Below are 23,391 nucleotides of genomic sequence, written 5' to 3' on the forward strand. Positions count from 1 at the left end.
TCATAAACTTGAAATGAGATAAAACTTTATTACTAATTAAAACAACAAAAAGATGAAAAAAATCCTTTATGTGCTGATCTTATCACTGGTTGTGGTAAGCGGTGCGGTATTTGCTAATCGTGAAATTAAAAATAAAACTCCTAAAAAGTCAATCTCAAAGCCGCTTTCTGATGCTGAAAGGAAAGCTGGTTTAAAAAAGTGGGAAGCTACACCTGATGGTGTCCTATACAAAAAATGGCAAGCGTCTGCTGCAGGTCAAAAAGTGCATGCCAGCGTTACTAAAATAAGCAAGTCCGTAATAGAATATACCAATATGGAAGCAGTTGTAACCTCTCTTTCTCTTCCGCCAGACTCAAGATTAGGTTTCGGCATGATGGTCAGAATTGATGGTGACGATTATATTCTTGTTTTTGGACCAGAAAGGGTTGGTACGAATATTTTGAGTTCTAAATATGAATTTGAGCAATTACATCAGCTGAAAGTTAACGACAAAATAATTATAAGAAGCCATCACATATCGCAGGCACCAAAATATTCTTATCCCATAATAGCGGGCGACTATGTAGAACGAGATGGCAAAATACTTTATAAACGTGAAGTCAACAAAGATGGTTGTTAATTAAATAAAACATGATATAGCTTAATTTAAAATTTGTCTGTACGACTTTGAAAAGTTTCTTGGCTCCTAGAAATAGCAAAAGCCTTCTTTTCTAAACAGATAAGAAGGCTTAATTATATTTGTTTTGAAAACTCTAGCGCCACCCCAGTTCAGGAGCAATATATTTTAGAATAGACGATAGTATGTGAACATTATAATCTACACCTAAAGTGTTGGGAATAGTCAAAAGTAGCGTATCAGCTTCCTGAATAGCTTCATCTTGTGCCAGCTCTGCAATGAGTTTGTCCGGTTCCGCTGCATAACTCTTTCCGAAAATTGCCCGTTTATCTCTTTCTATATTTCCAAAACTATCAGATCCTTTACCCTGATCTCCAAAGTAATATTTGTCCTGATCGTTGACTAATGCAAAAATAGAACGACTAACTGAAACTCTTGCTTCGTGCTTGTGTCCTGCTTTTTTCCAGGCTTCTTTATACAACCTGATCTGCTCCGCTTGCTGAATATGGAAAGGTTTACCATTTTCATCATACTTTAGAGTAGAACTTTGCAGATGCATTCCATTTTCAGCTGCCCAAACTGCCGTAGCATTTGAAGCAGCTCCCCACCAAATTCGTTCCCTTAAACCTTCTGAATGCGGTTCAAGACGCAATAATCCTGGCGGATTCGGAAACATGGGATATGGATTTGGCTCTGCAAATCCCTCACCATTAAGCTTATCCAAAAACTCTAAGGCTTTTGTACGTCCCATATCGGCGTCAGTTTCACCTTCCATCGGTTCATAACCAAAAGCGCGCCAGCCATCAATAACCTGTTCCGGTGATCCTCTGCTGATTCCTAATTGTAAACGTCCTCCTGAAATTAAGTCGGCAGCACTGGCGTCTTCTACCATATACAGCGGATTCTCGTACCGCATATCGATCACACCTGTCCCGATCTCTATTTTACTCGTTTTGGCCCCTATGGCTGAAAGTAAAGGAAAGGGCGATGCTAACTGCGTAGCAAAATGATGCACGCGGAAGTAAGCTCCATCAATACCAATTTCTTCTGCCGCCACAGCCAAATCAATAGACTGAAGCAGTGTGTCGCCTGGAGTACGAGTTTGATAGGAAGGATGATTGGCCCAGTGTCCAAACGATAAAAATCCTATTTTCTTCATCGGTAGCATTATTAATTATTATTATTATTATTATTCCAAATATACGCATCATTATCGAATCAAGCTAAAGGCTTTTCTATGTAAACCTAAGAGATCTATATTTTGGTGATAGTATTATTTCGGATCTAGATTAATTCACGATTTAACCTTTTATTCATTACCCTGCTTCTCCATCAAGAAGTCATTTTTTTTCTTCTTATTTAATAATGAATTTAATAAAAATCACTGGATTCTACTATAATCTAATTGGGTTCCATTCTAAAAGCTGTATTCGAACTAATTAATTTAATTCCTTAATCCTTTTTCTTTATTTTTAATACTACAAAATGGTTTCATTTTATAAAATGCAACCGAATAACTCGTAGGTTTTAGTATTTAACTCGTTAATTTTATCAGTCAAATATATTCGTTTCCAACACAGTAAAATTTGCGTTTTTTCTTTGTATTTCAACCATAAAAACTCACTATGAAAAATTTTCTCTCACTCACTGGCTTTATTGTATTGATGGTTTTTGGATCCTCCGTTAATGCTCAGGAGAATTCTTCTCCACAAAACTGGCCTGACAGAACCTCATTGCCTATTGAACCTTATCAAAAGGTAGGCAAAGTAGCACCGACAATTAAAGATTCTGATCCAATCAAATGGCCTAAAGAAATCAGCGCCCCGGAAGGAGCACCAAATGTATTGTTGATTATGATTGATGATGTTGGTTTTGGCGCAAGTTCAACCTTTGGAGGTCCAATTCCAACTCCAAATTTTGATGCTCTTGCCAAAAACGGATTAAGATACAATCGTTTTCATACAACAGCGGTTTGTTCGCCTTCCAGAGCTGCATTAATCACAGGAAGAAATCATCATACAGCTGCAACAGGAATTATTATGGAATTTTCAACGCCTTATCCGGGCTATAATAGTTTAGTGCCACGAAGCGTTGCTACTATTGGTAAGATATTGACTGATAATGGATACGGAACTTCATGGTTTGGTAAAAATCATAATGTTCCAGATTGGATGACTACTCCGGCAGGACCATTTAATTTATGGCCTACTGGTTTAGGATTTGAGTATTTTTATGGATTTCTTGGTGCGGATGCACATCAATTCAGACCTGCTTTATTTGAAGGTACAAAGGCTGTTGATCCCTATTTAAAAGATGAAAAAGTAGATAATAATTACATTTTAGACGAAGATTTGGCAAATCATGCTATTCGTTGGATTCAGACACAAAAAAATGTTTCGCCAAATAAACCTTTCTTTGCTTACTATACACCCGGTACAGCACATGCACCACATCAGGCTCCCAAAGAATGGATTGCTAAATTTAAAGGTAAATTTGATCAGGGATTTGACAAGCAACGTATAGCAACCTACGAAAATCAAAAGAAACTAGGTATTATACCATCGGATGCATTATTAGCTGCAACACCCCCAGAATATCAAAAATGGGATGCGCTTACTCCGGGAATGAAAAAAGTAGCTGCCAGAGAAATGGAAGTTTACGCTGCTATGTTGGCTTATTGCGATTATCAAATTGGAAGAGTTATTCAGTCTGTTAAAGATTTGGGAGAATTAGATAATACCATGATTATCTTTATAATGGGTGATAATGGCGCCAGTGCAGAAGATCCAACAGGTCACGGAATGACCAGTGAGATTGGTATGTTGGTAAACGGTGAAGTTGATACAGAAGAATATATGCTAAAGCACCTGGACGATTTTGGCGGGCCATGGATGGGAGAACATTATTCTCATGGTTGGGCTCATGCCATGAATACTCCTTTTCAATGGGATAAAAAGATCGCCTCTCATTTAGGAGGCAGCCGTACCGGTATGGTTATTTCATGGCCGGCAAGAATTAAACAGACAGGTCAAATCAGAAGCCAGTTTGCTCATATTACAGATATTGTACCGACGATTTTAGAAGCAGCCAATATTCCACAGCCCAAAAAGGTAGACGGTTTTGAACAAACGCCAATTGCGGGAAAAAGTCTTGTGTATTCATTTGATAATGCAAATGCGCCTGAAACCCATAAAACACAGTATTTTGAAGTTATTGCCAATAGAGGTTTTTATAAAGATGGCTGGCTGGCAAGTACAACACCAAAAAATCTTCCGTGGCAAGGCCACCCTGTACCCTCAGAAGATCCTGTTAAAGATTATAAATGGGAACTATATGATCTTACAAAAGATTACAGCCAGGCGAATGATATTGCAGCACAAAATCCGGAAAAATTAAAAGAAATGCAAAAAGCTTTTATGGAAGAAGCAGAGAAATATAAAGTCTTTCCATTTGATGACCGTTATATTGACAGAGTAAATCCGGAGAATCGACCAAAATTTAACGAAGGCAGAACAAAATTCACTTTTCATCAAGGAATCTCACGTATTACAGAAGGAATGGCGCCTAACATGAAAAACACATCGTTCAGCATAACGGCAGATATTGATGTAAAAGCAGGCCAGGAAGGTATGATTATTACGCAAGGCGGTTATTTTGCCGGTTTAGCATTGATGCTTCAAAAAGGAAAACCAACATTTGCCTATGCATTTTCGCATTATCCAGAACATAAATGGAGTATTCAATCGCCTACGGCCCTAACAGCAGGAAAACATACCATTATATTGAATTTTGATTACGCTGGTGGCGGAGTTGGAAAAGCGGCAAAAGCTACCTTAATGGTCGATGGTAAAAAAGTAGCCAGCGGTGATATTTCTAAAACAGTTCCAAGTAGGTTCTCTTCTGATGAAACTTTAGACGTAGGCGAAGACTTTGGTACACCAGTAAACAGAACTTACGATGCTCCTTTTACTTTTCAGGGCAAAATCGAGAAAGTTACGGTGGACTTAAAACCTTAGTTATTCTATACACTAAATTATAGTCAGCATTTTACTTCATAAAATAACATAAAAAATCCTCCAAAATCAATTATATTTTTGGAGGATTTTCAGTTTTATTACAGTTACTTCTATTTAAATATCTATTCAATATTATATTTAAATATCAATCTTCTACACCTTCAATGCGTTCAAAAATTTCTTTCACTTTTGATTTACTCCTTTATGTAAAGAATATCATTAGCGCTTCATAAATATCGAATTGGGTTCAATTGGTACCAATTACATTTACCTAATGACACTCGCTACATAAACTGATAATTATAGAAATTCAATTTAATTTTCTGTAACGCTTTCCAATTATTCTATAGCTAAATTTGTAAAAATACAAGCCATTAAAAAAAGTAAAAGCCCTGGAAGTTTTCTTCCATTCGACAAAAAAAGAATTAAAATTAAACATCATGGAAAAGTATAATAATGAAAATTATGGTCAGACAGATCCAGATTTTATAGATCAGGAAACACTTATTGATAACGATAATTATAAAAAAGAGGAAGATCCGTATGAACAGCATTATAACGGAGAATTTATAGGAGATGTGAATCACGAGACCAATGATTACAGCCGAAATGAAAATATTCCGAACGAAGAAAGAATCATTAATGAGGATGGTTTAATTACCAATGACGAAGAAAAGGATACAGAATATGTTCCGGATGACGTCGATGATCATAATAAACCTGACGATGATGAAGAAGAACATATAGATGATGATCTTGATGAAATGGATGACTTTGAAGCGGAACATTTTCCTGAAACACATCCCAGAGAATAAGAAACACGTCAGTTTATGGATCTTTCAACCCAAATTATTTGGCTTTTTGTTTTAGCGGTTCCAGTTGCTTGCATCAGTTGGACGGTAACGCATGAAGAAATTTTTAGGGAACCCAGAGAATGGTGTGTCAAACATTCTAAAAATGACAGGACATTACTGTCAAGAAAAGCGTTCTATCTTTTTACCTGTGAATACTGTTTTAGCCATTATGTCACAATTGCCTGTTTATTCTTTACGGATTATAAACTTTTGTTAAATGACTGGCGCGGGTATATTTTGGCAGGATTCTCGCTAGTTTTTGTTGCGAATGTCTATATGAGCCTTTTGGCTTTGCTAAGACAAGCTATCAAAAAGGAAAAAGTAGAGATTGAAAAAATCGAGATTGAAACAGACAACGAAAAAGTCTCAAAATAAAAGACAAAAAAGTTCAAACAAATAAATTATTATAATCATGGAAAATTTAAATTTCATAGACCCATTATTACACGGTATTACACCAAATCCGGCCTCTAAACTTTCTGTTAGGAATTTAGTTTGCGCTGGTATAAGTACGCTTGCTGTTAGTGCTGTATTAAAAAAAACAGGTCATAATAAGACTGCAGCTGTTGTTGGAGGTCTTGCATTGCCATTGTTAGCGTCAGCATGCTATAAAAAACTATCAAAAATATCTAAAGACAAAAAAGCAGAAACCGAAAGTAGTGGTATTGAGTATAATCACTAAAACTTTTGTTTCAGGTTTTTCTTTGTTTGCTTCGCCAGTTCGGCTAAAGCCTCGTGTCAAGTTTCAAGCTATTGGAACCAAAATAAGAGACTAAAAAAATTAGCCACGAAAATTCATGAGTGTCTGCTTCTGTAGAAAAACTCCTGAAGGCGTGGCTATTTTTTGTTTCAGATTTTCTTGAGGTTTAAAGTTATTGGAACCGAAGGCAAACTAAAAAAGTTAGCCACGAATTCACGAATTATTGTCTACTATCATGTAGAAAAATTCGTGAATTCGTGGCTATTATTTTAAAATGTCCAGAAAGTAACCTGAAACTTGAAACCTCAAACAAAAAAAACTAAGCTTATGCCAAGTTAATATTCCCCTCTACCCAGTTTAAGGCTTTATTGAAATCTATTTTTTTGAATCCGTGGAATTCTCCCGGAACGACATAGCTAAATCCGTTGGTAAACGAAATAATATCTTCTGAATCTGAAATTATAGCCGCTCTGTTCCATTTTCCAAGATGCTTTAATCCAAGTAATGCATCTTCTAGCCAGGCACCGGCCGTAAAATTTTCCAGGTCAGTATCCAGAACTAATAAAAAATTGATTTCATTGGTCTGCTTTATTAAATGCTCAACAGCAGGGATTACTACACTCAGAAAATCTTCTTTAGTTACTTCTGCCAATGCTCTAAAAGCGACTATATTATCAGTTGTGTCTATTTGATGTATCATGATATTCTCATTTTGAATTATTATTTATTGAATGCTTTTTATGTAGTATTTTTTTGTCACAGATGATGTGAAGCTCTATCAAAAATACCACTATTATAAGTGTTCAATATTATATCATTGCACTTGTATTTTATAAAATAACTATCTTTTGCTAAGGTTCTAAGGGACTAAGATGCTAAGGTTCTAAGTTTTTTTTGATCTTAGAACCTCAGTGCCTTAAAACCTCAGCGCCTATAAAAACAAATGCAACTCATAGAGTTGCATTTGTTTTTTATTTAGAAATTTTTGATTTATCAATTTCATCGATAAAAGGAATTGAATCCTGAATTTCTCCTCTTATTGTTACTTGTAAATATTGTTCTAACTGAACAAATTTTGCAGCATTACGTCCACCAACGGCTTTTTTAACTTTACCGAATGTTTTAGATAATAGCTTGTCTGATTCGGCATTCGTTTTCAAATTAGCTTCTGTTAATTCTGCCGCCTTTACATCATCAAGATTATCATAATTATCAGCATAATCTTTAATTAGCTGCATTTTCTTTTGTCCTAATGCTTTACGCTGCGTTTCATATTCATCATAGATGGTTTGAAATGCCGCTGCCTGAGGTTCTGACAAGTTCATGTATTGTTTCACTAAATCTGCTTTAGATTTACCATAAATACTCTGAATTACAGCAACATCATCTGCCAGACTCGAACCTGATTGTGCATATCCTCCTGCAGTAAAAGCTAAGATAATTACTAAAAATATTTTTTTCATAATTTTATTTGTAAGGTTGAAATTCGATTAAGGGCAATTCTTTATTTACTGAAGTCGTAGCTTAGAACAGCTCCCAATCCAAACTGAAATGTTGATGCATAATCAGTAACTCCCACAGGTCCCCAGTAGTAGTCCCAGTAATAATCATATCCAACAGCTGCTGACATCGATTGCAAATAAGCATTAAAATTAATTGAGAGTGGTGAATTGGTTTTTACTTTCACACCGGCCTTAATTTCCCAGGCAAAATAAGTTCCGCTGCCACTTTGAGGTGTATTAAGGATTGCAATACCGGCACCAGCACCTAAAAATGGCATGGCTTTCGAAGCACTTGACCCAAAATAATAGGTATAATCTGCTAATATATAATTGATAGAACCATCATCATCTCCCTTATTAACCTGACCATTAGCAGGAATACCAGCAGCAGGTATAGGAAGATATGTATATAAAGGCATCTTTGTATCAAGTCGGTTATATTTTAATTCAATGGATTGGTTATCAATAAAGAAATATTCCAATCCTCCACCCCACTCAAAACCATCTTCTACTTTTGCATACGAGGAGTCAAATTCTACTTTGTCCGAAAAGGTATAACCTCCATATACATTAAGTAAAAATGCCCCTTCACTTTGAGCTGACATTGTCAGCGAGAAGAAAAAAACTGCGAATAATAAATGATACTTTTTCATGATTTCTAATTTTAATTTGATTTATAATTGACTTAATTTTTTGATTTACTTTTTTGTTTCGATTGTTACTTTATCCAGTTTACCATTAAAATGTGGTGATGTTCCATAATTGGTAACCGGCGTTCCGTCATCTGTACCAACATCAGCAAGATCATCTACAGAGAAAATTCCCGGCTGTGTTTTGGTTAGTTTTCCTTCTGCTACTTTATTTCCATCAACAGTGATCGTTCCTGTCCCTCCTTTTCCCAAACCTCCACCATCATATTTAAAATCGTAAACGATAGTGTGTTTTCCCGGTTTCAGGGCCTGATCAGCCTGAATGTTATAATTATCAAGTCCTAAAAAATTATAAGTAAATGCAGGTTTTCCTTCCTTAACATAAAATGAAAAACCGCCAAATTTTCCTCCCTGACATACCAAAACGCCATTTGATTTTTCTTTTACTTCAACTTCACTTGTAATGCTGTAAGAAGTATTTCTAGTACTGATAAAAACATCTACCCCCATTCCTTTCATTCCTTCTCCATAGGTAACTTTGGTTCTTTTTCCCATTACATCAGGGCGTCCTACAGTTTCTGCATCCAGTCGTTCAAGCAAGCGGTCATCAAGTGGTAAAACATGATATTTTTCAGCTTCTTTCATAAATATGGTTTGAAGTTCTTTAAGCTTTTCCGAATTTTTTGCAGCCAGATTATTACTAAGAGAAAAATCTACATTAGAGTTGTATAAATCCCACGAATCATCTTTTAAGGAAGTGGCCGGTTTTTGATTCCATGCCGGTCTGTGAATCGTTCTGGCATACCAGCCATCATGATAAATTGCTCTGTTTCCAAACATTTCAAAATACTGTGTGGTATGACGTTCTTTTGCTTTAGCATCATCAAAAGAATAGACCATACTTGTTCCTTCAATCGGATCTTGCTTGATACCATTAACCTCTTTTGGCGCCGGAATTTTACAAGCTTCAAAAACCGTTGGCGCAATGTCAATAACATGCGTAAACTGGGAACGGATTTCTCCTTTGGCTTTTATACCGGCAGGCCATCTGATAATCATTCCGTTTCGTGTTCCCCCAAAATCAGATGCTACTTGTTTAGTGTAAGAAAACGGTGAATCCATTGCCACTGCCCAACCCGCTGCATAATGCGGATATGTATTTGGACCTCCCCATTCACCATAATGTTTTAGCATATCCTGAACTGTTTCAGGAACTGCATTAAAATAAGTCATTTCATTAAACAAGCCGCTCATTGTTCCTTCTGCACTGGCACCATTGTCTCCCACTATGTAAATAAAGATGGTATTGTCTAATACTCCAAGATCAGCAATAGCATCGTAAAGACGACCAATTTCATGATCTGTATGTTCTCCAAATCCAGCATAAGTTTCCATTTGACGGGCAAACATTTTCTTTTCATCAGCTGAAAGTGTACTCCAGTCTTTTATATCTGTTGGTTTTGGACCAAGCTTGGTGTCTTGTGGTACCATTCCAAGTTTCTTTTGATGCTCTAAAGTTTGTTCTCGAATTTTATCCCAACCCTGATCAAATTTTCCTTTGTATTTATCGATATATTCCTGTGGTGCGTGATGAGGTGCATGTGTAGCTCCTGTAGCAAAATAAATCATGAAAGGTTTATCTGGAGTCAGTGCCTGTTGGAAACGAACCCAGCTGATAGCCTGATTGGTCATATCGGTTGTAAAGTGATAGTTAGGATCTTTCGGAATTTCAACCTGAGCCGTTCCATCATAAATAAGTGGTGCCCATTGATTGGTTTCTCCTCCAATAAATCCATAAAATTTATCAAATCCGGAATGTGTTGGCCAACGGTCTAACGAACCTGAAACTGATATTTCCCATGGCGGAGTTTCATGATACTTTCCAAAAGCCGCCGTACTATAACCATTTTGTCTCAACACTTCAGCCATCGGCGTTATGCTTTGTGGTCGTACTCCAGTATTTCCCGGAAAGACAGTTGCAGCTTCCATAATCGCTCCTGCATTATTGCTGTGATGATTGTATCCAGTGAGCAGCGCAACACGTGTAGGCGAACAAAGTGCAGTAGTATGAAAGCGATTGTAACTAATTCCCTCTTGTCCAACTTTGTCGAGCACAGGCATATTAACCGGACCGCCAAAGCGACTTGAAGCGCCAAAACCCATATCGTCAATTAAAACAACTACAACATTAGGAACACCTTTTGGCGCTTTTACTTCCCAACGCGCAGGTGCTTTCGCATCACGAGCATCCAGTTCTGTGTAAGTTTGTCGGGGTGGTTCTTTTATAGGTAATGAAGTTCTGTCAAGATTTTGTCCCAAAGTTATTTGCGAAAAAATACAGGTTACCAATAGGACAACCAACAATGCAAGTAATTGTTTTTTCATGCTTCTCTTTGTTTATGCAAATTAAATCTGGAGAAATGGGGAATTTAAATTATCCTGATCTATAAATAATACGGCTACTTTTCTACTTTATACAATTCTGGTGATTAATCAGTATTAAATAAAATAGCAGTATTAATTTCTTGAATGTCAATTTAATTATTGCCCTTTCTTAAAATTACCTCAAAGCTAAATAGAATTAGAAATAAACATCTGATGTAATGCCTTTTAATGGTTTCATATTATAATTTGAAACCAAAAAAATGAATATAATTTAACGCAATAATACCAAAATACTTACTACATAAAAATATTTATTTCACTGATTTTCATATATTTGCATATATTTTAACACTTACATTCTTAGAAAAAAACATAATTACAGTACCAACTTTTAATCAAAAATCACATGGCAGACGTTTACAAAGTAGTTACAACACTTTATGCCTACGTTTATAAGAACATAGGAACCGACGGAAAACCAAAATCAAAAAACAATACCATTTTGATGGGATCATTTGTCAAAGTTTTACCGGAAGAAAATGGCAATTGGCAAAAAATTTATGCCTTTAGCAAAGAAGGCTGGATTGACAAAAACTGCATTGGTTTGTCTCCATCGCTTAAATGTTTTTATGTAGATGTGGGTCAGGGTGATGGTGCTTTGATTGAAGTTGGCAATGATGAAAACGGACTAAAAATAATTATTGACGGAGGACCAAATGATAATTTAAGCAACTATTTAAGTAAATGGCAATACAAATATTACTTTGATAAAAACAAGAAAGTCCATCTGGATTATATCTTCATCAGTCATTTTGATAAAGATCATTATCAGGGCTTAATTGATATTATTAATGATGATCATTATACTATCGGAACCATTTACCATAACGGAATTGCGAAATTCAATAATGCTAAAGTGAATTTTCCAAAACTGGAATACAATACCGAATTAGGAAAAAAATCCAAACAAGGAACCGAATATTTTCTCGAGACTTCCTTTACTACTTTGGCCGAATTCAATGCTTTAAAACTAAAAGGCGGCATGCTTGATTTACAGGAAAAATTTCTGGCCGCAGTCAACAATGCTACTTCTCAGGGAAGGTTAACCAATTTTGAGCGCCTGGATCATACTAAAACTATTCCGCAGAAATTAATCAACAATAAAAATTTTAAGATTGAAGTTTTAGGTCCGGTCACCTCTCAAATCAATAATAAATTGGCCTATAAATATTTTGATGATGAAGCACATACGATAAACGGACATAGTCTAGTATTGAAAATAACCTACGGAAACCGTTCTTTTTTATACGGAGGAGATTTGAATATTCCTGCTGAAGAACATTTATTGGAACATTATAATCATGCAAATCCTTTTGAGGTTGACGTTGCCAAATCATGTCATCATGGAGCATCTGAATTTACAACTGATTTTATGGAAAAAGTAAATCCGTATGCAACAGTAATTTCATCAGGAGATAATGAAACCTATTCGCACCCGAGAGCCGATGCTATTGGATGTGCCGGAAAATATACCAAATCAAAAAGGCCTTTGGTTTTTTCGACTGAATTGGCCCGTTCTACCGACAGTACCAACAGAATTAAATACGGGATGATTAATTTAAGATGTGATGGAGAAAATATTATCATGGCCCAAATGAAAGAAGCTGTCAGCAGCGGCAGTGTTTGGGATTTGTATGAAGAAATTCATTTTAATCCAACTGTTTAATATTTCTGATTTATCTCAAAAAACAAAAGCCTGTCTCTTACGAAACAGGCTTTTTGTAAAAAAATAAATAAAAATAAACTAACACAAACTTAATTGTATCCTTGATTTTGTTTGATTTCTTTAGTCACATCAATTGTTGACTGCGGAATTGGGAATATTCTTCTAAAAGGCTGTGAAGCGGATTTTGCAGTTCCCGGTAAATCAAATTTCCCAAAACGGATCATTTGTGGTCTTCTGTACAATTCCCAGTACAATTCGAAACCAATTTCCTTATACAATTGCTCAGCATCTAAAGAGGTTAAGGCTTTTCCCGGAGCACTTGCATATAAGGATTCTCTTTTTCTGCTGGTACGCAGTTTATTCAAATCTTCCATAGCTAATCCGGCACTTCCTTTTCGGAAGTAAGCCTCTGCTCTCATGGTGTATATTCCACCTAAACGAAACAATGAAATATCAACATTACTGTTTCCGTTTCCTCCTTCCGGATCAAATTCATATTTAAAAACACGCGCGCCCTGATTGATTTCATTTTGAGCAAAAACTGCCTGAGCCGGGTTTTTAAACGTTAATGATGGTGTAAAATCCATTCTTGTCGTCGTACTTTTTTCCATATACAAAGGAGAAACTTTAATACGATTACCTACCATTTCTAAAGATCCTGAAGGCAATAATATTGGTCCGTATTGAAGTCCGGCCTGAATCCCTCTATTAAAATGGAACCAAGGTAAGTTTGCACTTTTCGGTACAATATCTGTTGCAGGAACGCTCACATCGGTACCATCATTCATAAACCATGTACCATCTGCATATTGATAATGTTGCTGAAATCTTGGATCTTCGTGATTTCCATCCCAGGTTGCATAAAATTCGGGAGTTGTACAAGCCGCATTTGTTCCTCTGTTTGCTGCAGATGTTCTCTGGTTACGCTCCATACACACATAAGCAAAACTGTTAGAACCGTTACGTATGTAATCAATCTTTTGAGAAATAGCGAAAATAAGTTCTTTACCATTCTCGTTATCTCTTGCAAAGTTTTTGAAATAATCACTTTCTAAACTGTATTTTCCGGAATTGATTAGTAATGAAGTGTAATAAATGACACGATCCATATCCGTTCCTCCCCCGCTTACTGCAGCTTCATTAAAATTAAAGTTTGAAGTGGCATTGTAACGATCTTTAAAAACGGCACGGTTTAGATACATTGTACTTAAAAAAGCGTAAGCTGCTTCTTTCGAAAAACGCCCGTGGTGTGTTTGCTGCTCTCCCATTGGAGCCAAATCAGGAAGCAAAGCTTCAACATCTGTAATTAATTTATCGATTTGAGTATCCGCTTTTAAAATTTGCAAAGGTGCTTTTGGATTCATCGGATCTCTGTAAGGCGTTTGTCCATACAAATCCAAAGTTGTGTACATATAATAGGCCAAAAGAGCTTTAGCTTCAGCCAAAAACAATTTTTTCTGTGGGATCGAGCTTTGTTCGATAGATTGAACTGCCGTTAGAGAACGCGTAATTCCGTTAGTTAATAAATTCCAATTATTACCTACCACAGCATTATCAGATTTCCATGTAAATTCGTGCATGTCTCTCCATTTTCCACCATCACCCCAGTCACTTCCGCGAGTTGGCAAAATAGCCTCATCTGTTGTGTATTCCTGTAAAGAAAAAACGGCTCCGTGATCTGTAAAAGTTCCGTCTCCCAATCGATCATAAGCTGCAGCAAGTGCACCTGCAGGATTAGAGGCATTATCTCCTAAAACCTCATCAAGAACAACTTCATCAAGATCAGTACAACTGGCAAACAACCAGATGAAAGAGAATAATGTTATTAGTTTTATATTAAAAATTTTATTTGTCTTCATAATAATTATAATTTTAAAGTTGCTCCAAAACTGAATGTTCTGGAAGTTGGATAACTAGCATAATCAATACCGATAGATTGATTTCCACCATTTGACTTTGGACTGTTGATTAAAGGATCATAACCAGAATAATTTGTAATCGTAATTAAGTTTTGTCCTGTAACATAAAGTGTCAATCCGTTGATCCAGTTCATTCCTTTTAAATCGAAATTGTATCCAACACGAGCTGTATTTAATCTGATAAAGTCTGATTTTTCTAAGAAAAGTGTCGATAAAATTGGTGAATTTGTAGCATTTGCTCCCGACTCATAATAACCTGTAGCAACGTTTCTGTCAGATGCTAAGTTGTTAATATTTAAGGCATTTAATCCTGTGTTATTCAATAAATAACCTCCCGTTTGCCCAATGATTGAGAAAGAGAACGTAAAGTTTTTGTATCTCATATCACTATTAAATCCGTAGTAAAAAGTTGGTAACGCTCCTTCAATAATTACCCTGTCGCTGTTGTCAATTTTACCGTCTCCGTTTTGATCTTTAAATACATTTGCTCCGTTTGCATCAAAACCAGTATGCTCTAACAAATAGAAAGATCCTGCTGCGTAACCACTTTTGTAGATATTAGCATTAACTCCAGATTGTCCCGGCCCTGAAATAGTTCCGCTCAAAATTTCTGAAACTGGCAAATCTTCAATTTTGTTATTTATAGTCGCGCCATTCATATCGATATTCCACGAGAAATCTTTATTATCAATAATTTTTGAACCCAGCATAAACTCAAAGCCCGTGTTTATGATTTTCCCATCGATATTCGTCCAGATTGTAGTAGTTGGACTCAAAGCCTGTGAAGGAACATTCAAAATAGCATCGGTTGTCGTTTTATTGAAATAATCTAAAGTTCCATAGAATTTATCATTCCAAAAACTAAAATCTAAACCAGCATCATATTGCGTAACAACTTCCCATTTTAAATCAGGATTTGGTGTTCTGTTTACTGAGACTCCGTTTACCAGGTTCAAATCATCATATAAATAATATCCGTCAGCTCCTGCAAGAGAATAACTTGCCTGTGTAATTTTATTTTCAACTTCCTGGTTTCCTGTTTGTCCCCAGCTTAATCTTAATTTTAAGTTACTAACAGCTGAAGCATTTTCTAAGAATTTTTCTTTAGAGATATTCCAACCCAAAGCAGCTGAAGGAAAATAACCGTATTTGTTATTATCTCCAAAACGAGTAGAACCGTCTGCCCTCATCGAAGCCGTTAAAAGATATTTATTATCGAAACTATAATGTAACTTTCCAAAATAGGATTGTAATTCGTTTTCCTGAGCATATCCTGCAACTCCTGATTGTGTTCCTGCAAATCCAGGATTGATAGATGGCGGTACACCAACTCCCTGATTTGAAATTCCGTCAATACTGAAACCTGTCCCGGATCTTTCAAATTTTTGATAAGAGAATCCACCCAGTGCTTCAAATTTATGTTTGTCTAACGCTAAATTGTAAGTCAAATAATGTTCGATCAAAGAGTTTTTTGAATCTAAATTATTCTGAACGTATTTCCCTTTTGGATTTAAATCGGTTAAGTTTGGGAAAATTGTAGTGTTTCTTTCTGCCGCCGAACGGTCAAAACCAATGTTCAATTTATATTCCAGTCCGTCAACAATTCGAAGTGAAGCCTCTAAGTTTGCCAAGACTCTTAATGTGCGCGTTTCGTCATCATAAATACTTAACAAATAAGCCGGATTATAATGCGCATTCATGTTGAAGTTGGTGTACTTTCCGTCAGCATCAAAAACAGATCTTGTTGGGTTTGCCATTAAGGTATGTACTATCAACTGTCCGTTTGAACCACCGTCATCACTTGTTGGCACTCCGTCATCTTTAGTTTCACTCGCTGTAAGGTTCAGTTTTACTTTCAAACGTTTGTCATCCAAAAAGGATTCAGCTGCATTAATTCTTCCCGACATACGTTTGAAATTACTATTTCTGATTATACCTTCCTGATTCATTTGTGCAGCAGAAGCGTAATAATTTCCCGTTTCTGTTTGTTTAGAAAAAGCCAATGAATTATTTGTCGTAATAGCCGTTCTGTAAATTACATCCTGCCAGTCTGTATTTCCTCCGTGATCAAACGCAGGATCTTTAATCGCTTTTCTGTATTGATCAGCATTTAAAACATCCAATTTATTGGCTACGTTTGAAATTCCGGTATAAGAATCAAATGTTAGAGTTCCCTCTCCTTTAGATCCTTTTTTAGTCGTTACCAAAACAACTCCATTTGATCCTCTTGCACCATAAATTGCTGCTGCCGACGCATCTTTCAAAACCGTAATCGATTCGATATCACTATTATTCAAAAAGTTTAAAGGGTTTTTAGCCTGTGAACTTCCAAAACCAACATTACTCGCACCAGGACTCACATCATCATTAGACAATGGCACTCCATCAACCACAAACAAAGGCGTGCTTCCGCTTCTGATAGAACCAACTCCACGAATCGTAACATTAACACCTGCTCCCGGCTCACCACTTGTACTTACAACGCGAACACCAGCCACTTTTCCTTGTAATAATTGATCCGGAGAAATAGTGGGACCTTGTTTAAAATTAGCCGCTTCTAATTGTGTAACAGCTCCCGTAACATCTTTTTTAGACTGCTTACCGTAACCCACAACTAAAACTTCAGCCAATTCAGCTGTATTTGGTTCCAACTGAATTGTCATAAAAGTATTTTGTGCAGCCACACTTTTCGTTTTATAACCTAAATAAGAGATTTCGATTGTTTTTCCTTCTCCAACCATAATTTCAAATTCACCGTCAAAATTTGTAGTCGTTGCGTTTGATGAACTTGTTTCTTTGATTGTTGCACCAGGAATTGGTACTTTATTTTCATCAACAATTTTTCCTTTTACTTTGATTTTGTCAACCGCTTTATGAGTTGTCGTTTTTGGAGCTTCTGTTTTCTGAATTAAAACTAATTTTCCATTAATATTATAATTGAAATTAGCTTTTTTAGAAAGGTCGCTCAAAATCAATGCAACAGATTCGTTGCTATAATTTACTGTATAAACCGTATTATCAGCAATTATAGCCTGCCCGTAGCTAAATTTATAATCGGTTTGCTGGCTTAATTTTGAAAAGATAGAAACAAGTGTAGCTTTTTCTATTTTATTTTTTACTTTTGAATTTTCTAGGAAACTAGTTGTACTGTAACCATTTTGAATGGCCAGTAACGCCATTACTAAAAAGACAATTCTCTTTAGATTTAAATAGGAAAGTTTAAAATACATGATTTAAGTTATTGGTTTTTTATCGATACTTAATTATTAATCGCAGTTGTTCTCAGCAACTGCTTTTTTTGTTTTTAATTCACTTTTACTATTTCGCCATAAACTTTAAATTTTAGGTTTGTGATGTAATTAATTTGTTCTAAAACATTCTCTAATGATGCGTCCTTCTTAATGAATACCGTTAGCGGCATTGCTAATACGTGTTCATTATCATACTGAAATGAAACTCCGTATTTATATTGTAAAATTGTGATAACGTGTTTAAGAGTAGTTTGATCTAGTGTGACATCGGTGTTATACCAATTCACTAAAAACGATTTGTCAGCCAGTTGTTTGGTTAACTTTTGAGATTCAAAAAGCGCTTCTTCATTCGGCACTAAATCAACGCTCTGCCCTTTTGAAGTAACATTTACTTTTCCTGTCACAACAATTACTTCACATTTTGATTTTGATAACTGAATGTGAAATGACGTTCCAACTACTCTTGTTTTAATTTCGCCTGAAGAGATAATAAAAGGATGCATTTTATCTTTGGCCACTTCAAAAAACGCATTTCCTTTTAATAGCGAAACTTTTCTTTCTTCTCCCTCAAATTTTTCAGGATATTGAAAAATAGAATTTGCTGCCAGATAAATTTTCGAGCCGTCATTTAATTGGATAGATTTGGGGGTATCTAAAGTTTTAAATGTTAGTTGCTTTTCAACTGAAAAACCTGGTTTGAAAAAAAATCCCAAACCAACAAGAAAAAGAATACTGGCAGCGGCCATGTATTTTAAATAAGGATTGAAGCTTTTCTTCTTTCCTATTCGAAGTTGAATTCCTTCATATATATGTTGCGAAACTTCATCTGGATTTCCCATTGTCGTTTCATTCCATTTTGAATTTTGATATTGGTCAAAAGCAAAATCATTTAATAAATTTTCTTCTGCTATTGACGTTTTATTCCTTGAACTTTTATCTATTAAATGTTCTAAACTATGTTTGATTCTTTTTATCATACTTGCTATTATTACAAGTAAGTACCGGAATCACGAAATCGTACTATCGGGAAATATTATGAAAACATCAACGGAAAGTTATCTTAAAACTTTTGGTGTAAAATGATGTATGGAGCCAACCAGGCAAGGTCTTTTAAGCCTTCTCGAAGTTGTTTTAAGGCAGAAGAAATTTGATTTTTAACCGTTTGTTTTGAAATTCCAAGTTCATCAGCAATCATTTCGATTGACATATCCTGAAATTTGTACATCAATAAAACTTCTTTTCGTTTCTCCGGAAGTTTATCTAATAAAGAATAAAGTAAATCCATTAATTCAGGATCAATCGAAGCAAAATTATCGATAACATAATCTTCAAACTGATCTTCCATAATGGTCTTATCAAAACGATTGTTTTGATAATGTTTGAAAACCTGATTTTTTACGGCGCGAAACAAATATGGTTCAATCGCATTAATATTCAAATCGTCTTTTCGTTCCCATAAATCAATAAAAACATCCTGAACAATGTTCTGCGCCAAGTCTTTATCCTGAGTCATCGTATACGAAAACGCATTGAGCTTTTTCCAGTATTCGGTATACGTTTGTTCAAAAATTTCAGGATTCTTCATAGTCGATTTTGGTAGTATTTGGAGTTGTAAAATAATAAAATGTTATACCAAAGTTTTTTGCCTGAAGGTTAACTTTAAATTAAATAATGAATTCTTTTGCTGTATAAATACTACTATTTTAAGGTAAAAATGACAATCGGTTTGCGATTTCTTTTTCTTAAACTAACATAAGATTCGACTTCTGTTTTTAATTTAGTGCTCTCTAAAAAGTGTTTTCTTTTGATGCGTCCCCTAATCTAGTAACGCTTTTTACATTTTCCATCATGAAACAAATTCTGTTCACCCTATTTCTTGCCAGCGCCATTAACAGCAGCGTTCAGGCACAAAATGACAATCTAAAAATCAATCAAATTCAGGTTATTGGTTCTCACAACAGTTACCGCCACGCCATTGAAACTGATCTATACAATCTTATTCAGGCCAAAGACACAAGCCGTTCTTTAAATGGTTTGCAGTACACTCATATTTCTATTACAGATCAATTAAATAAAGGTCTAAGAAATCTTGAAATTGACGTTCAGGCTGATCCTAAAGGCGGAAAATTTGCGCACCCAAAAGGTTTAGACCTTGCAAAATCTGAAGAAGCTTATGATCCAAATGGAGAAATGAAAAAACCCGGTTTTAAAGTTTTTCATATGATCGATATCGATTTTAGAACATCCTGCTACACACTTCAAAATTGCCTGGCAGAATTAAAAAAATGGTCTGATGCCAATCCGGATCACGTTCCGGTTTTTATTACTTTGGAACCAAAAGATGACGATAGTTATTTAGGTACAAAGGCAGAGAAATTTACACCCGAATTGTTTGATGCTTTAGACAAAGAACTTAGAAAAGGTTTAGGAGATAAATTAATCACACCAGATATGGTACGTGGTAAATACAAAACCTTAGAAGAAGCTGTTTTGAATAACAATTGGCCAACATTGAAAAAAGCAAAAGGTAAATTCTTGTTTATTTTAGATAACAACGGAGCCAAAAGAGATTTATATGCTCTAAATCATCCTTCCTTAAAAGGACGTGCTGTTTTCATTAATGCGGAACCTGGAAAACCGGAAGCGGCGACTTTATTCAGAAATAATTCTGAAGATCCTCAAATTGCTGATTTAGTTAAGAAAGGCTACATCATCAGAACCAGAGCCGATTCTGACACTAAAGAAGCACGAAAAAACGATTACACGCACTTTGAAGCAGCCAAAAAATCAGGAGCACAAATTATAACGACCGACTATTATTTGCCAAGTACGTTTTTCAATTCTCCTTATCAGATAAAATACGATGACGGAACTTATGTGAGAGTTGATCCGATTAATGGAGTGAAGTAAGTTCCAGTTGAAATACATAAAAATTTAACCGCAAAGAGCGCAAAGATTTTTTGACTTACTCTATGCTCAGAAAACACAAAGTTCGCAAAGCTTTGTCTATAAAACTTTGCGAACATTGCGTAAATCTTTGCGCTCTTTGCGGTTAAATCACTTCAAACCAGTAATCACTCCAGTCTTCAAATCAACAGTAAAATGATCTGCAGGAACTTCATGCATAAATTTATTGAAGATGATTAAAAACAATCGCATTTGGTTTTGCAATGGTTTTTCTTTTGAAGTATCGGCTGCATGATTTTTAAAAAACAATTGAGACAATACTTTATATTGTTTTGCTCTCGCTGTTCCCACATCGGCCAGAGCCAATTCATCGGCACTTCTGAAACGATAAAAATCAACCAATAAATCGTAACCCGTCCAGTTAAAATCTTTTTTTTTGAGTTTATTCTCTTTTAAATATTGATCTGATTTAAGTTCTGCATCTTTCCATTCTTTTTGAAATCTTTCCTTATTTTTCAAGACTTCATCAAAATCATTCTCTGATTGAACGTTTGCTAAAACCAATAAATCCTGTGCGGAAAGTTTCAGGAAAAAATCTTTGAAATTAGAAGGCCAATCGTCTGATAAAAAACGTAGGCGAACCAATTCTTTTAGATGGAAATCAGTGAAATTATGATAGTTTTTGGTTTTCAAAATATCGATATTCCAAATGTCTTTTGCGTTTTGACTTTCTAAGAATTTATATTCCATTTTGTACAAATCAAAAAGTTCATCGTATCGCGGAACATCATCAATTGTGATGGTTTGAATATCAACTACATTATCTTTTTTAATCGTCAATAATTTATAAGCCGGAATATAAGCTGCCAATGAAGGCGTTTGAATATTTACCAAAGTATTTCCTTTTTCCGTTGTGCGAATTCCGGTATCGTTGATGTGCATGTGCCCACCAAAATGAATTTTCAATCCGGCATCAGCAAAAGTTTTTGCCACTTCCTCAACCGGAACTCTGTTTAATTGCCATTTGTTTGGCCCAAGCAGCTCTTTTATTTCCGGGGAAGCGTCATCATTAAAATCAATCATCGGAAAATGACTGAAAGCAATTAAAGTTTTTCCTTGTTTTTTGGCTTCCGCCGAAATTTGCTCAACCCATTTTATAAGATGCTTTTTATTTGAAAGTACATTGTTATAACCCGTGCTCGCCTCCGAATAACTTTTTGAATCTTTAGGATCGCCATCATTTTTCTTCGGAATATAAACATTTCCATCAATCGCCATTAACCACAATCCGTCTATTGGTTCAACAACATAACTCACATCCGGAACTTCATAACCAGGTGCAACATTATAAACACGGTTTGATAATAAAGCAGCTTCAGAAGCTTTTTCAAAACTATAATTTTGACTGTTATAATTTGAAAAGGGAGTTGCCCAGAATTTGTATTTTTTATTCGGATAAAAACCAAAATCTTTTAATCCGTTTGTGATTCCTAAATAACCCATTTTGGCAATATCGGCTGTTACAATTACAGGCTGTTCGGTACTTAAATTGGGCTTATAAAGGACGTTTTTGCTATAAATGGGTTGGCTTTTTCCGTCTTTACCAAGAAAATCTTCTTTACCGGAATCTTGCTCAAAAGGCCCAACGGGATCGTGATTTCCTGTTGTGATAAAAAATTCGATGTTATATTTCTTTTGATATTGATCCAGAATTTTCTGCAAACCACGAACGTGAATCGGCTGACCGTCATCTGTATAATCTCCGGGAAGTGCGACGTATTTTATTTTTCGCTTTGCGATATCCTCCAAAGCGGCTATAAAAGCAAAATAATTTTCATTGAATATTCTAGTCGAATGCAATTGCGAAGCCATTGTTCGCAGTAAAACATATTGTCCGGTTTTCGGATTCAGAACACCTTTATAATCATTATCTGAAAAGGTTCCGAATAAATCCTGCAAGTGTACGTCAGATAAAAAAGCGATTTGAGTACCGTTAAGATTTTTAGGGTTTTGGGCTAGAATATTAGAGTTGAAAAAAAAATAAAATAGAAATATAAAACAAGCTTTATGAGTGAATGTAATTTTTAAATTCATTAGGTTAAATTTTAAAAAGATTTATGAAATGGGCGCAATCATCAAAAAAGAACGTGCAATTTTAGTGATAAAAACCTGAAAGATCTTTACTTTATTGTTATCGAATGATAACTTTTGATACCGCTTTCATCAAATAAATATTTATTAAATTTTGTTAAGCTCCAGAGGAGCAAAATATTTATAGCCAAATATTTAACGTTGCTAATAAAGCTCCATCGGAGCGATATGCTATTTTCTATGAATTTAGATGTCACCCCGCTGGGGCTTTAAACCCTAAATTCTATTATTTTCTATAAACATAACATCCCTCTGGGATTTAAATTTTCTACGTCAATGAATTATTTATTAAATTTATATTCAATTTGCAATTTCGATTAATCATGGAAACAAAAGACGGAAAACTAGCCATTTACGCCCAAACCAGAAAAGAATGGCGCGACTGGCTACAGCAAAATTCTCAAACAGAAAAATCAGTTTGGTTGATTTTATACCACAAAAAAAGTAAAGTTGAAAGCGTTAATCTGAATGACGCAACTGAAGAGGCATTATGTTTTGGCTGGATCGACAGTTTGTGTAAAAAACGAGATTTTGAAAGTTTCTATCTGACTTTTACACCCCGAAATCCTAAGAAAAGCAAATGGAGCCAGCCTAATAAAGACCGTGCAGCAAAAATGATAGAACAAGGTTTAATGACCGAACATGGCCAGTTAATGATTGATCTTGCCAAAGAAAACGGCAAATGGGAATCTGCATAGAAAAGGCTGTCATTAC

Annotated in this window: 18 protein-coding genes; 8 read left to right on the top strand and 10 right to left on the bottom strand. The window is 35.4% G+C overall.

Going from position 1 to position 23,391, the window contains the following annotated elements; genetic code table 11:
• The first annotated feature begins 52 nt into the window (after positions 1-52).
• Positions 53-619, top strand: coding sequence for a hypothetical protein (locus IRZ99_RS07855; protein WP_194656744.1), 567 nt, complete (start codon positions 53-55; stop codon positions 617-619).
• A gap of 133 nt (positions 620-752) precedes the next feature.
• Here the strand turns inward: IRZ99_RS07855 and IRZ99_RS07860 are convergent, their stop codons facing one another.
• A complete protein-coding gene (locus tag IRZ99_RS07860; protein ID WP_194656745.1) occupies positions 753-1,775 on the bottom strand; it encodes an LLM class flavin-dependent oxidoreductase in 1,023 nt (340 codons plus the stop codon).
• Positions 1,776-2,241: 466 nt separating this feature from the next.
• Between IRZ99_RS07860 and IRZ99_RS07865 the strand changes: the two genes are divergently transcribed.
• The 4 genes from IRZ99_RS07865 (at position 2,242) to IRZ99_RS07880 (ending at position 6,168) form a co-directional block, all read left to right on the top strand.
• Positions 2,242-4,632 carry an arylsulfatase gene (locus tag IRZ99_RS07865; protein WP_194656746.1) on the top strand — a complete coding sequence of 797 codons (2,391 nt, stop codon included), beginning with the start codon at positions 2,242-2,244 and terminating at the stop codon, positions 4,630-4,632.
• 440 nt (positions 4,633-5,072) lie between these two features.
• Complete coding sequence (locus tag IRZ99_RS07870) at positions 5,073-5,447, top strand: hypothetical protein (protein WP_194656747.1); 375 nt, start codon at positions 5,073-5,075, stop codon at positions 5,445-5,447.
• Between the two features lie 15 nt (positions 5,448-5,462).
• Complete coding sequence (locus tag IRZ99_RS07875) at positions 5,463-5,861, top strand: hypothetical protein (RefSeq protein WP_194656748.1); 399 nt, start codon at positions 5,463-5,465, stop codon at positions 5,859-5,861.
• A 37-nt stretch (positions 5,862-5,898) separates the two neighbouring features.
• Positions 5,899-6,168, top strand: a complete 270-nt coding sequence (locus IRZ99_RS07880; protein ID WP_194656749.1) for a PrgI family protein — start codon at positions 5,899-5,901, stop codon at positions 6,166-6,168.
• A gap of 343 nt (positions 6,169-6,511) precedes the next feature.
• Here IRZ99_RS07880 and IRZ99_RS07885 read toward each other — a convergent pair whose 3' ends face one another.
• The 4 genes from IRZ99_RS07885 to IRZ99_RS07900 all read right to left on the bottom strand — a co-directional run bounded on the left by IRZ99_RS07885 (position 6,512) and on the right by IRZ99_RS07900 (position 10,723).
• The gene (locus tag IRZ99_RS07885; protein ID WP_194656750.1) at positions 6,512-6,886 is read right to left on the bottom strand and encodes an STAS/SEC14 domain-containing protein; all 375 of its coding nucleotides are present in this window, start codon (positions 6,884-6,886) and stop codon (positions 6,512-6,514) included.
• A 271-nt stretch (positions 6,887-7,157) separates the two neighbouring features.
• Positions 7,158-7,649: a hypothetical protein gene (locus tag IRZ99_RS07890; RefSeq protein WP_194656751.1), complete on the bottom strand. Its 492-nt coding sequence runs from the start codon at positions 7,647-7,649 to the stop codon at positions 7,158-7,160.
• Positions 7,650-7,690: 41 nt separating this feature from the next.
• The gene (locus IRZ99_RS07895; RefSeq protein ID WP_194656752.1) at positions 7,691-8,341 is read right to left on the bottom strand and encodes an outer membrane beta-barrel protein; all 651 of its coding nucleotides are present in this window, start codon (positions 8,339-8,341) and stop codon (positions 7,691-7,693) included.
• A gap of 45 nt (positions 8,342-8,386) precedes the next feature.
• Complete coding sequence (locus IRZ99_RS07900; RefSeq protein ID WP_194656753.1) at positions 8,387-10,723, bottom strand: arylsulfatase; 2,337 nt, start codon at positions 10,721-10,723, stop codon at positions 8,387-8,389.
• Positions 10,724-11,129: 406 nt separating this feature from the next.
• Between IRZ99_RS07900 and IRZ99_RS07905 the strand changes: the two genes are divergently transcribed.
• Positions 11,130-12,449, top strand: coding sequence for a hypothetical protein (locus tag IRZ99_RS07905; protein ID WP_194656754.1), 1,320 nt, complete (start codon positions 11,130-11,132; stop codon positions 12,447-12,449).
• A gap of 89 nt (positions 12,450-12,538) precedes the next feature.
• Here the strand turns inward: IRZ99_RS07905 and IRZ99_RS07910 are convergent, their stop codons facing one another.
• From IRZ99_RS07910 to IRZ99_RS07925, 4 genes are all read right to left on the bottom strand, one after another.
• The gene (locus IRZ99_RS07910; protein WP_194656755.1) at positions 12,539-14,308 is read right to left on the bottom strand and encodes a RagB/SusD family nutrient uptake outer membrane protein; all 1,770 of its coding nucleotides are present in this window, start codon (positions 14,306-14,308) and stop codon (positions 12,539-12,541) included.
• A gap of 5 nt (positions 14,309-14,313) precedes the next feature.
• Complete coding sequence (locus IRZ99_RS07915; protein WP_194656756.1) at positions 14,314-17,598, bottom strand: TonB-dependent receptor; 3,285 nt, start codon at positions 17,596-17,598, stop codon at positions 14,314-14,316.
• Between the two features lie 74 nt (positions 17,599-17,672).
• Entirely contained in the window at positions 17,673-18,596 is a 924-nt protein-coding gene (locus IRZ99_RS07920) for a FecR family protein (RefSeq protein ID WP_194656757.1), read from the bottom strand.
• Between the two features lie 83 nt (positions 18,597-18,679).
• Positions 18,680-19,204: an RNA polymerase sigma-70 factor gene (locus tag IRZ99_RS07925; protein ID WP_194656758.1), complete on the bottom strand. Its 525-nt coding sequence runs from the start codon at positions 19,202-19,204 to the stop codon at positions 18,680-18,682.
• A 263-nt stretch (positions 19,205-19,467) separates the two neighbouring features.
• Here IRZ99_RS07925 and IRZ99_RS07930 point away from each other — a divergent pair, with 263 nt between their 5' ends.
• Positions 19,468-20,529: a phosphatidylinositol-specific phospholipase C1-like protein gene (locus IRZ99_RS07930; protein WP_194656759.1), complete on the top strand. Its 1,062-nt coding sequence runs from the start codon at positions 19,468-19,470 to the stop codon at positions 20,527-20,529.
• Positions 20,530-20,676: 147 nt separating this feature from the next.
• Here IRZ99_RS07930 and IRZ99_RS07935 read toward each other — a convergent pair whose 3' ends face one another.
• The gene (locus IRZ99_RS07935) at positions 20,677-22,620 is read right to left on the bottom strand and encodes a metallophosphoesterase (RefSeq protein WP_194656760.1); all 1,944 of its coding nucleotides are present in this window, start codon (positions 22,618-22,620) and stop codon (positions 20,677-20,679) included.
• Between the two features lie 380 nt (positions 22,621-23,000).
• On the opposite strand from IRZ99_RS07935, the gene IRZ99_RS07940 reads away from it, so the two are divergent.
• The gene (locus IRZ99_RS07940; protein WP_194656761.1) at positions 23,001-23,375 is read left to right on the top strand and encodes a YdeI family protein; all 375 of its coding nucleotides are present in this window, start codon (positions 23,001-23,003) and stop codon (positions 23,373-23,375) included.
• Positions 23,376-23,391 lie beyond the last annotated feature (16 nt).

Origin of the sequence: Flavobacterium sp. LC2016-12 (genome assembly GCF_015351595.1) — a bacterium.
In the GTDB taxonomy this organism is placed as follows: domain Bacteria; phylum Bacteroidota; class Bacteroidia; order Flavobacteriales; family Flavobacteriaceae; genus Flavobacterium.